Source organism: Salinivibrio sp. MA351 (assembly GCF_001996065.1).
Lineage (GTDB): Bacteria > Pseudomonadota > Gammaproteobacteria > Enterobacterales > Vibrionaceae > Salinivibrio > Salinivibrio costicola.
Genome location: NZ_MUFG01000021.1, coordinates 45,064 through 56,750, shown reverse-complemented (window position 1 = coordinate 56,750; position 11,687 = coordinate 45,064). Strand labels below are relative to the sequence as shown.

Here is an 11,687-nt window from a genome sequence, read left to right as displayed (position 1 = left end):
TAACATAAATTATAAAATACTATCTTAGGCTTAAGTTTTTCAATTTCATCAACCCATAATAAAAAGTCGGATTCAAAAAATTTGTATGCAACTCCTCTTATAGATTCATTCATTTCATACGATATATTTTTCTCTTTTAAAAATGCATACGGTGAGGCTATTTCTGTAACTCTTTCAAAAGCCCTGAGCCAACTGTAAGGACTAGCAGAATCTAGCCATCTAGCAGCATAATTAGCATGGTCGTGAATTCCAACCCAAACATCTCTTGACATCGAAGTATTCCTTTAAACCTATTTTGTATTGCTTACTAATTTTTTCATTAAGGCTAGCGTAAAAACGGCAGCGATAACTCGTATGTTAACTATGTTCGACCATATTTTTGAAAATTGCATTTTTTTCATAGAGTTCAGCATACGTACCACGATCAATGACTTTGCCTTGTTCGAGCATATAGATGCAATCACATTGCTGAACAGTACTCAACCGATGAGCAATCATGATAATGGTTTTATTTCCCGCAAAGTCATGGATGGCATCCATCACCAGCTTTTCGGTAATACCGTCTAGCGCGCTGGTTGCTTCATCAAGCACTAACACATCTGCATCATCATAAAGCGCGCGCGCAATGCCAATCCGTTGCCGTTGACCGCCTGACAGCTGCACACCTCGCTCGCCAACTCGGGTATCTAAACCGTTTGGCAACTGTTCGAGTAATTCCTCTAGGTGTGCCATTTTGGCGGCTTTACGCACTTTCTGCTCGTCAATTTGATTCAGCGGCAAACCAAAAGCGATATTCTCTCGGATAGTCGCATCAGAAAGGAAAATACTCTGAGGAACAAAGCCAATATTGTTCTGCCATGCACGCACGTTCTCGGCTGTAATTGGCTTTCCATCGACCTTTAAGCTACCTTGGCTGGGCTCAATAAGGCCGAGTAAAATGTCAATCGCCGTTGATTTACCTGATCCTGACGCCCCCACTAAACCAATAACCTGGTTAACGGGTAGGTCGAGAGACAAGCTGCGTAGAGCGGGCTCTTCTTTACCTGGGTATTGAAATGTCACATTGCCAAGCCGAACCTGATGTGTGGGTTTAAGTTTGTCACGCGTTGGGCTAGTTTCAGCCACGTGCTGGCTGGCGATGAGATCAGCTTCGATATTATCAAACGCCGATAAGTTACCGCGAATTTGTGCCACCCCAGTGTAAATTTGCTGAAATGCGGGGAGCAGTTTGAAACCGGCTAAGGCATACACTGATAAAATAGGCAAGATTTGACCTAAGTCACCGTCGTGTGTTTTTACTAAATACAGCACCAAAAAAATCACCAAACCAAATGCGACAAGCTCCATGGCATAACGTGGTGCCTGAGATAGGCCTATAGTAACCCCCTGAGCATAGCCAAAGCGTTCACTGGCATACTGGTAACGCCGGTTAAAGTCAGTTTGTCGACCTAGTAGTAACGTATCTTTTATCCCGCCAAACCCTTCATTCATCAGTGTGAAACGCTGGCGATTCGCATTGGTAATATTAATGCCGTTTTGCGACAGTTTTTTGCGCACAGTTCGATAAAGAATGATATACGCTAAAGCAAAAACAGCTAGGCCAGCCAAAGCAACTAGTGGATTATAAATGAAGATTGCGGTTGCCATCACTACCGCAAGTACAGACTTAGCGACCAACTGCATAGTTGGTTGAATGATTCCCTGGGTGATCCGATTAATCTCTTGCGCAACTTTATTGGTTAACTGACTACTGCTGCCTCCTGCATGAAATAACCAAGACTGATTCATGTAATAGCGATAAAGACGCGCTGATAACTCCGCCCCTACTTGCTGTGCATACAAGGACAGACGCCAAGTGGTATACATTGAAATCATAGCCGCAATGGCAAGGGCAAATAATACCACGACGCCCGACCAGAAGATAAAGTCACTTGGATTGGTTAGTCCACTGTACTGATAAATCTGCGCGAACTTTCCATCACCTTGTGTTTGGCTGATATCACCGACTAAAGCCATAAATGGACCAATAGCGACAACGCTCGTTAACTCAGCGAAAGCCATGCACACGACTAATAGTTGTAGCCGAATGAGCCTTTTACGTTGTTCTGCCGTTAATAAATTAAACAGCGTTTTTAAACGGTTATACATCTTCTTTCCTAAACGCAAATCTTACCAGCACAATCGCGACCCCAAGCATGCCCCCAAGAAGCGTTGCCAGCACACAAATCAATGCTCGTTTAGGGCCGGCTTTTTCTTCGGGGACAATGGCCGGGTCGACGGTTTTAAACACAAATTCGTCTTGCACTTCGGCCAGCATCAAGCTTTTGGTTTGCTCTTCAATTAGCTGGTAAAACACATTCTGCATTTGGGTGAGGTTGGTGTTTTCTAGCTGTTGGCGCAAGTAGCCGATGTTGGTTTTGGTTTCGGCCAGTTTCTCTTTTTTTACATGGGCGTTGATGTCATTCACCAACAACTCTACTACTTGTTGCGCGAACACCGGTGACTGTGACTCAAAGCTAATGGTGATTAAACCGTTGTCTTTCTGGGTAGCGGTTTCTAGCTTGGATGAAAACGCTTTATACAACTGCCAATCTGTAGGCATGGCAGGTTGGTCTGCTGGCGCATCGTCAGACTTTAACCAGGTTTGCGTCTCTGGGTTATAACGCTCTAGGTTAATCAGCCATTGGTTGGTCTCGGCATCCCAGCCTTCCGTTGCTGCCAACGGCACCGCTAACTGATGTTTATGCACAAACTCGCTAATAAACTGGCGTGATTTTAGGGTGGCAAGCGCAATTTGGGTTTCACTGCCGCCACCGCTGCCAAGGTTGACCCCAGCTAGTGATGCTAATCCACCCAGTTGCCCCGCCATACCGGCCAAACTCCCACCGCCAGATTCATTCGCAGGCGCCAGTAAAGCCTCGGACTTGTAGGTATTGGGAAGCGATAATGAATACCCCACCCCACCGACTGCAAACACAAAGGTGATCGCAATGATCAACCATTTGCCTTGCCATAAAGCGGCAAAGAGCTCGCGGAGGTCGATTTCATCGTCATTCACCGGCTGCGAAAGCGGCGGGTAAGGGTAGTGTTCGATATTTTGCTTAGTCATAAACCATGAGGCAACAGAGACTAGAGACTAGAGACTAGAGACTAGAAACTAGAGACTAGAGACTAGAGACTATGAGTCAGATGCCATACCTTCCTTTGATTATTCAAGTTGCTACTTTGAGTGCGCGTTTGTGTCGTGTTATCAAGCTAGCAAGGATTTTTGCAATTTCTCTTGCTTCACGGACCATTACCAAACCAGCTTCTCGTTCTATTTGTCCGGTTTTAATCGCGATTTGAAGCTGAGTCACCAATTCACCACATGAGCCTTTGGCGTAGTAGTAAAAGCGAACTTTTTCTTTTGATGTTTCACGTTCTTCCCCTTCTGCAATATTTGAGGGTATTGATAGGGATGACCGAAAAACTTGATCTTTAAGTGCAAAATTCTTGTTGTGCTCAAATGTACTAAATACCGAACACGCTAATTTTGATGAGCGTTGCCAAACACTCAGTTTTTCAAACAGCATAACTTGAGCCCTCTCGCTTTTGGGGCAAAGAGTACAACTCATCTACTGTTTGTGTTTTTTGTCTTTACATTTCTGCGAGACACCGCTAGAGACTAGAGACTAGAGACTAGAGACTAGAGACTAGAGACTAGAGACTAGAGACTAGAGACTAGAGACTAGAGACTAGAGACTAGAGACTATTTTATGAGCCGCTTTAAGCTTTTCCTAGTCTCTAGTTTCTAGAAGCGAAGCGTCTAGTCTCTCCCTCGTTTCTAGTTTCTAGAAGCGAAGCGTCTAAGCTCCGCTTTAGACTGCTCTTACCCGCTTTAATCCTTAACCGCTTGCCAAGCAACACCGATTTGATAAAGGATTTGGGTGGCGGTGGAGGCGGTGCTTAGGCCGTCTAGGTAGTCGGTGTCGATTGGGACGATGATGGTGTCGCCGGGTTCGAGTTGTTTTTGACTACGGCTGAACCAGAAGCTGTTGTTGGGCATCATTACTGAGCCGTCAGCGCGGACGACGTAGATGCGGTCGGTGTCGGCTTGTTGTTTGGTGCCGCCGGCGGATTCGATGTAGTCGCTGACGGTCATGCCCGGTTCAAACAGTTGGTTTGAGGTAAATTGCACTTCGCCCATAATGCTGACCACCGGGTTTTTCGGTGGTACGTAGAGCTTATCGCCGTTTTCGATCATGATGTTGGCAACGTCGTCACCTTCAAGTGCGCGAGGCAGTGAAATCACCATGCGGCCCACGGCTTCGGCGTTTTGTAGCTCTTCCGCCAATGATAGGGCTTCTGACGGGCTGGTTGTATATTGGGCGCTGCTGGTTTGACGGCGTAGTGCCAGGCTGCTGATTTCTTGTTGCAGCTGACGGTTGAGCATTTTTAAGCGCTCTTCTTCTTGGCGTTTGAGTCGTTCGCGACTAAACACCGACCCTTTGGGGTAAGCGAATTTGGTTAAGCCGCCGGCGCGTTCAATCACGTCTTGAATGGTTTCGCCACGCTCAAAGGCATACACCCCAGGGAAGCGCACTTCGCCTTGTAGTTCAATGGTGTTGTTCTTATGCCAGTTGGGCTTGGTTTTGATGTTAATCCGGTCTTGGCGATGAATGGCAAACTGCGGGCCCTCGCCTTTGATGGCTTTATTTAAATCCACCGGATAATGACGCACGGTTAAACGGCCCTCCACCACTTGGCGGCGGGTGATTTCGGCTTGGCGCAAGTACGCGGCTTCGGTCAATCCGCCTGCGGCATCCAGCAGTTGCTCAAACGAGGCATTGGTCGGTAATGGGTACACGCCCGGGTATTTTACCGCGCCACCCAGCTCCACAATCGCGGCATTGTACTGGTTGTTGGCTTGGTCTTTTAAGCGCTCGATAATTGGTTCAAGCTCTTGCTCGCGCAGTGAACGCTCGCCTTCGTCATCACGCTCTGCCAGTTTTTTCGCTAACTTTGATTCGTTTTGCTTGGTTTGGCTTTGTACCTCTGCGCCGGTTTCTGCATCAATGTAACTACCGCCATTGCCCTTTCGGTTAAGGCGTGATTTATCCACTTTTGCCGATTGACGTTGATCCCAGTATTGGCTGTCGATGCCGTTATTAAACACAAACACCTGGTCGCCTTGTTGCAAGCGCAAGTTATCTGACGAGCTGGGGTGGTCAATGGCTTGGCCCAGTTTAAATTGCAACACTTCAATATTGCGCTCAGCGTCGATTTCGCGTACCACCAGCGCATAATTAAGATCGGCGGTGGGTTTTAGATCACGTTGGGCATTGCTGACCAGATCGGCAATGGTCATCCCCGGCTCAAAGTTGTAGGCCCCTTGGCGAACGACCTCGCCACGAAGCACCACGGCGTTGTCGAGCGCGTCGTTGCTTTGGGCGATTTTAATGTCATCACCGTTTTTTACCGTAAAGGCTTGGCCTTTGCTGGTGCTCATATCGAGGCTAAATTGCTGAATACCCGACTCGGTCACGCGTTTAACGCTAACGCTCGACAAATATCCTTCTGGTAGTGCACCGCCTGCCATATTGATGGCGCTTGCAAGGGTGGTTGGGCCATTTAGCTCATATAATGCTGGGCGTAATACTTCTCCCTCAATGGCGACTTGGGCGCCACGCGCAGGCACAAACAAGGTGTCGCCTTTGAGTAAGCGCACATCGTTGCTGCTATCGCCGGCGAGGAGCAAGTCGTATAAATCTAAGGTTTCAATCACCTTGCCATTGCGCTTTAACTGAATATCACGCAATGAACCACTGGTTTTGATCCCGCCACTGGCCAACAAGGCTTGGGTTACCGTGGTTAAGCCATTAACAGTGTAAGCGCCGGGCTGTTTCACATCGCCCGCAAGATATACCTGCATGGTACGCATGGCGCCAATATCAACGGTAACATCCACGCCAATTACGCGCTGCTCGAACATGGCTTTGATTTGTTCGCGCACTTTACCGAAGGTCTCGCCAGCGACTTGCATCGGGCCATATTTAGGGAAATGGATGTTGCCATCACGCTTGACGGTGAGATCGTATTGCTGGTTTTCTTTACCAAACACTTGTATATCGAGGGTATCACCTGGACCGATTTGATAATCGCTTGGCAGTGGTAAATCATCAACCGACGCCATAGAGGCGGGTTTGCCATCAAAAAAGGCATAACCGAAGGGTTTGAGTGTGTCGTCGTCTTGGCTTGAGGCCTTGCCGGGGTGGCGTATGTTATCCGATTGGCTTTGCTCACCGCCGATGCGCTCGGGTGTTTCGGGGGTGGTATTCGCATTTTGCTGTTCGTTATCACTGCTGCTTGTCGATAAGCTATCAAGATCCACACCGTACTGGCGTGCAAGCTGCTCTTGTTGTGCGCGCGGTAATTGCTTTAACTGTTGCAGCTGGCTGGCAGTTGGTGTGGCCGCCTCGGCGTGCGGCGCTGTTGTGAGCATCGCCGCGCCCAGTAACAGAGCAGGTGCACAGGACAATAGCGCGGGGGCACAACGGGTCAGGCCGCGCATAATAGTGGCGCCTAATGGCCGACCGGTTGAAGATGAAAGCGTTAACATAGTGAGCGTGTTCCGTACTTATTATTCGCAGTGATAGTTGATATCAGCCGTCGTTGTTATCAGTCATTGCAGGTTAAGCGGCGATTAAAACCGCATCTGATATTTGAGCCAAACTCGTGTATTGGCGTCTGCCACATTGGGCGCGTCGTCATCGGTTTGGCTGGCGCCTAGGGTGACCATGACCGTTGCCACCGGCAGACGATAGCTGGCTTCAATTTCGTGCCAGTTGTGAGTGGCTTGTTCCCGATCTGCCAGCATTAATTTAATCGCATGATCGTTATTGAACTGGGTATACACTGCCACCGAACGACTGTTATCTAATCCATATGTGGTGCTGTTGCCACCGAGTTGATCGGAGGATAGCTGTTGGTCCACCGCTGGGGTATTCGCCAACGACGACTCAAAGCCATCGTGGGTGGTTTGCTGCTCAAGCACTAGACGCACGCTTTGTCGCGCGATCTCGGTTTGACCACTCCAGCCAATTAAGCTGGTTGCCAACTCTTGGCCTTGGTAGTTGCTGGCCAGTTCGGTATAGAGTGCGTGAGCAACCGGCCAATCAAAGGCGGGCAAGGCGAGTTTGGCATCCCATGCCCATTGTTCGCTGATTTGGCGCTCGCCGTTTGGATCTTGCCATTTTTGATAGCTGACCCCGTGTTGAAACTGGCGAATCGGCTGGCTAACCAAACGTGCTGCCCAGTGGGTGTCGTAACCGGTTTTGTCTGGTAATTGGTAGACGGTGTCGAGCGACCAGTATCCTAATACGGGAAGGTAATCACCTAGATAGCTGAGTGAGGCGCTGGGCGCGGGGGACGACTGATTGCCCCATATGAGATTGTGTTGCCAGCCTTGTCCCCACCAGCGGTCGATTTGGCCAAGCGTAAATAACCAACGGCCGTCGTTTAATGCTAAATAAGACCCCTGCCAGGTGTATTCTTTATCGCCATTTGCGTCTCGGCGGTATTGGTTAGCGACTTTAAAGGCAAAGCGGTTGCTCATGTATTGATACGCCGAGCCGATTAGCCATTCATGCCGCGGGGTATCACCGTAGTCCAGAGCGGTGGCGGGGTCATTGGCCCAATACAGGTCAAACTCAATCGGCGCACGATTAAATTTCGCGGCATGCGCGCGGTAGCGAACGTGATTGCGGGCGGTATCAAGCATATCATCACGCGCCGTCATCCGTGCCGATTGGCCCGTGTTGGCGTGTTGACGTGGCGCGGTGTCATCGTAAAAGCTTGACCAGCGTAACGGGTAGTGGTTAATCGGCCCGTTGAGCTCACCGGCATCGGACAAGGCGGTAAGATCAGCGCGCAGAAAAGGGTCGTTGGCCTCAAGCCATGGCGACGCCGCCACCGGGGTGCTCATCAGCAGCACCAGCATCGCCAGGGTTTGACCGTAGCCAAACTGAAGCGATGTAAAGTTCATCCGTTTTGAACATGTCATAAGTGATTTAACAACGCTGCAAATGTGAGAAGAAATGACTGTACGCTCACGGGCTAGCCGTGCCATTTGGATACGCTACCGCCCGGAGGTGTCGCTCCCCTGTGCGCGGTGATTGGTTTGTTTTGTCCTATTTTTGACAATTTGAGTGACGCCTTTATGACACAAAACCGCTATCCGTCTCGTGTACTTACACTCTGTGCAACGCGCTGCTATTGGCATCCAGTGTCGATTGGATACGCTACCGCCATGAGGTGTCGTTCCCCCTGTACGCATTTGCGGTTTGTGGCTGTCACTTTATTTATTCAGCACTGCCCGACACGGTGACACGCGTTTGCTTACTCGCTGCCCAGTACAGTGCGTCAAATGTCTGACGTATTCTACATAGCTCAGCGGTCATTTAAAGTGAAAACCGATGAGAAATCACTTGATAAGATCAGTTTGACTGTTTTGTCGTCAACTCTGTTGGAAAAAGAAGGGATAGATCACGGAATGGGGGAAACTAGGGACTAGAGGCTAGGGAAAGCAGCCTCGTGCTCGCATCCGGGTTTTTGCTCTTTCTGTACTCTGTATTCCATCATCGGTATTCGGGATCTTGAATACGGAGCGCTGCGCTTACGGACTACGGAATACGGACTACGGAATACGGACTACGGAATACGGAATACGGAATACGGAATACGGAATACGGAATACGGAATACGGAATACGGAAAGAGCGTATCGTGCCAGCTCTGGTAGATAAAGTTCCTAGGGCCTAGGATCCTAGGTCCTAGGAACTGCTTTACGCTCTTTTCGGTATTCTGTAAGCGAAGCGTTCTGTATTCAAAAATCTTGAATATCGCGTAGGTCGGTATAAGCGCCAACTCGATCGCGCAAGCTTGGTGTGATTTGCGCCGCGCGCCCGTTGCACGGCGCCATCCGACATCAAAGCCAAAGATTAACCTCGATGTTAAATTTGGCGCCAAACGTGACAGGCGCCCAGGCGGCATAGTGCATTATTGTTGACATGGTGCCGGGGCTTGTGTCACCTACGCCAATGGGATCATTTGACGGAATACGGAGAGGGCTGGTCTTGTGCTCGCATCCGGGCCTTTGCTCTTTCTGTACTCTGTATTCCGTCATCGGTATTCGGGAATGGGAATACGGAGCGCTTCGCTTACGGACTACGGATTACGGATAAGAGTGCCTAGCGCTTGCTGACTATCCGGTTCGCCATGAATCAGGTGGATTTGTTTTGGCGGCGGTTGGATGCCTTGCACGAATTTGACCAAGTCGTTTTGGTCGGCGTGGGCGGAGTAACCGGAGATTGTGTGGATTTGGGCGTTGACCGTGACTGGAGTGTTGTCTATCCACACTTGTTGGTTGCCTTGCTGGATATCGCGGCCAAGGGTGTGTTGGGCTTGGTAGCCGGCAAAAATCACATCGGTGCGTTTGTCTTCCAGCAAGGCGGCAAGATAATTCATAATCCGTCCACCTTGGCACATGCCGGAGGCGGCGACCACAATGGCCGGCTCGCCGCTTTGTTTTAGGCGATTCACCAGCGCCATGTGTTGGCTGTGTTCATCAATGGTGATGTATTGCTCAAAGGCTAGCGGGTGGCGATGCTGGTCTAGCTTGGTTTTGGCCTCTTTGCTCCATAGCTTTTTAAACTGGCGATAGTGACGCGTCACCTTTTGCGCCATGGGCGAGTCGAGAATGACAGGAAGCGCCTTATCAAGCTGCTTTTGGTAGATAAGCTGCTCGATATCAAACAACAGCTCTTGGGTGCGGCCGACACTGAATGCGGGGATCAAAATCGCGCCGCCGTCATCTAGTGAGCGTTGAATAATCGCCTCGAGCCGTTGGGCGCGGGTGGCGACGGACTCATGGGTTTTGTCGCCGTAAGTGGATTCTAAAAACAAAATATCGGCACGGGTTGGCGGTGTTGGGTCCGGCAGCAGTGGCGTGTTGCTGGGCCCTAAATCGCCGGAGAACACTACGCGCTGCTCGTCGGGCAGTTTTAATTCAACATAAGCTGACCCCAAAATATGCCCGGCCGGTTGCAAGCGCAAATAGGTTGCTGGCTGCCCTTTTTGCTTGGGCTTTAGCCGATGCCAGCTGTTGTAAGGCAAGGTCACGGTTAACTGGCGGATACGTTCGAGCACCTGCTGGCGATTGCCGTCGTTCATATTCAGTTGCAGCTTTAAGGTGTCGTCAATCAATAGCGGCACCAAGGCAGCGGTGGCCTCGGTGCAATAAATAGGGCCGCTAAAGCCCGCCGCCAATAGCCAGGGCAGTAAGCCTCAGTGATCGATATGGGCGTGAGTAAGAATCAGCGCATCAATGCGTTTGCCATTTAAGCTCACCCTCGCCTCCCGCGCTTCATCGCCTTGGTATTGACCGCAGTCAACCAGCATGCGTAAACCACTCGGTTTTATATCGACTTGGTGGCAAGAGCCCGTCACGGTTTGATAGCCACCGTGGTGAGTGACGGTGAGAGTTTCATTGTTTAGTGAGGTGTTGGGCATAGTTACGTCCTTGTTGGGAAAAGAGCAGACCGTGCGCGCATCAGGTTTTTGCTCTTTCTGTACTCTGTATTCCGTCATCGGTATTCGGGAATTGGAATCTAGAGCGCTTCGCTTACGGAATACGGAGAAGAGCGAACCGTCTCGTATCGGGCTGCTCTTCCCGCCTTCAATCTTTTATCATCTTATCCATCATCTGTTCTATCAATGGGCTTGGGTGGCCGTTGTCGTCGGTGAGGAAATAGGTATGGCCCCAGTGGGGGTCGAATTGGTCGTTAAAGGCGTCGCAGTCGGTTACCGTCACTTTGTTGGCGGGGAGTGCGTCGAGGTTTTCGGGGCCGGTCATGCCGAGGCGGCGGGTGACGGTGCGGTGGCGTACGTTGACCACTTTTGAGGCGGCCATGGCTAAATCGTCGGCGGCATAGTAAATATGCACTTGTTTGGCGGCATCCAGCACTGCCCTCCCTGGCTGGTGAAGCTCTAGGGCTTGGTTATCGACATCGGCGGCCATCATAAAGATATGCCGAAACCACTGCGGCATGGTGTCGAGCCCGGCGTGTTGGTGCCAATGCCAGAAGGTGCTGATTAAGGTGCGATTGCCCATGGAGTGGGCAAGCACGTTCATGCGTCGTTTGCACGGGGTGGTTTGTTGCTCGGGGGCGCGGCGCCAGTCATCAAACATCGCCAGTAAGCGGCTAAAGGCCAACCCTGATGCGGTGGCGGCGAGTTGGTCGTCCCAATAGTCATCGATAGCATCGAGCCGGCCATCGTCGTCACAGGGCCAGATAATCGGCACCACCAGCATGGCGTTGGGGGCGAGGCGATCAAACTGGTGTTGTAAGGTCTGCGCCATCGGGAAGATGTTGCGCTCCATTTGGTTGTTATAACCATGGAGCAAAAAGAGGATTTGAGTATGCGCGGGTAAGGCTTTCAGTTTGGCCATAAACGGCGCCGCGGTGATCTCTTGGTATTCGCCCTGCCCGGCGCGCTGGCAAAAATACACCCACTTTGAGATATCGGTATTTTGGTTATCAAAGCTTAGCCAACGGCCGGCCTCACTGGTCGGCCCTTGTTCAGGAATACGGCTGGTAATAAATAACATGGCATCATCCACCGGTTATAAATGTGCGGGGAAGGATAAGC

At 50.4% G+C, this 11,687-nt stretch carries 7 protein-coding genes and 1 pseudogene; all 8 read right to left on the bottom strand.

Going from position 1 to position 11,687, the window contains the following annotated elements:
- A partial coding sequence (locus BZG78_RS11665; RefSeq protein ID WP_131826082.1) for a hypothetical protein occupies positions 1-272 on the bottom strand: 272 nt, incomplete at its 3' end.
- An 85-nt stretch (positions 273-357) separates the two neighbouring features.
- The gene (locus tag BZG78_RS11660; protein ID WP_077661289.1) at positions 358-2,148 is read right to left on the bottom strand and encodes an ABC transporter ATP-binding protein; all 1,791 of its coding nucleotides are present in this window, start codon (positions 2,146-2,148) and stop codon (positions 358-360) included.
- A complete protein-coding gene (locus tag BZG78_RS11655) occupies positions 2,141-3,109 on the bottom strand; it encodes a Wzz/FepE/Etk N-terminal domain-containing protein (protein WP_077661288.1) in 969 nt (322 codons plus the stop codon). The genes BZG78_RS11660 and BZG78_RS11655 overlap by 8 nt, the downstream gene beginning before the upstream one ends.
- A gap of 103 nt (positions 3,110-3,212) precedes the next feature.
- The gene (locus BZG78_RS11650) at positions 3,213-3,572 is read right to left on the bottom strand and encodes a four helix bundle protein (protein WP_069362642.1); all 360 of its coding nucleotides are present in this window, start codon (positions 3,570-3,572) and stop codon (positions 3,213-3,215) included.
- 305 nt (positions 3,573-3,877) lie between these two features.
- Positions 3,878-6,598, bottom strand: a complete 2,721-nt coding sequence (locus BZG78_RS11645) for an SLBB domain-containing protein (RefSeq protein ID WP_242413016.1) — start codon at positions 6,596-6,598, stop codon at positions 3,878-3,880.
- A gap of 84 nt (positions 6,599-6,682) precedes the next feature.
- Positions 6,683-8,023, bottom strand: a complete 1,341-nt coding sequence (locus BZG78_RS11640) for a capsule assembly Wzi family protein (protein WP_158011799.1) — start codon at positions 8,021-8,023, stop codon at positions 6,683-6,685.
- A gap of 1,180 nt (positions 8,024-9,203) precedes the next feature.
- Positions 9,204-10,547: pseudogene (locus tag BZG78_RS11635) on the bottom strand (MBL fold metallo-hydrolase).
- 166 nt (positions 10,548-10,713) lie between these two features.
- Entirely contained in the window at positions 10,714-11,646 is a 933-nt protein-coding gene (locus BZG78_RS11630; RefSeq protein WP_077661286.1) for an alpha/beta hydrolase, read from the bottom strand.
- Positions 11,647-11,687: the final 41 nt, after the last annotated feature.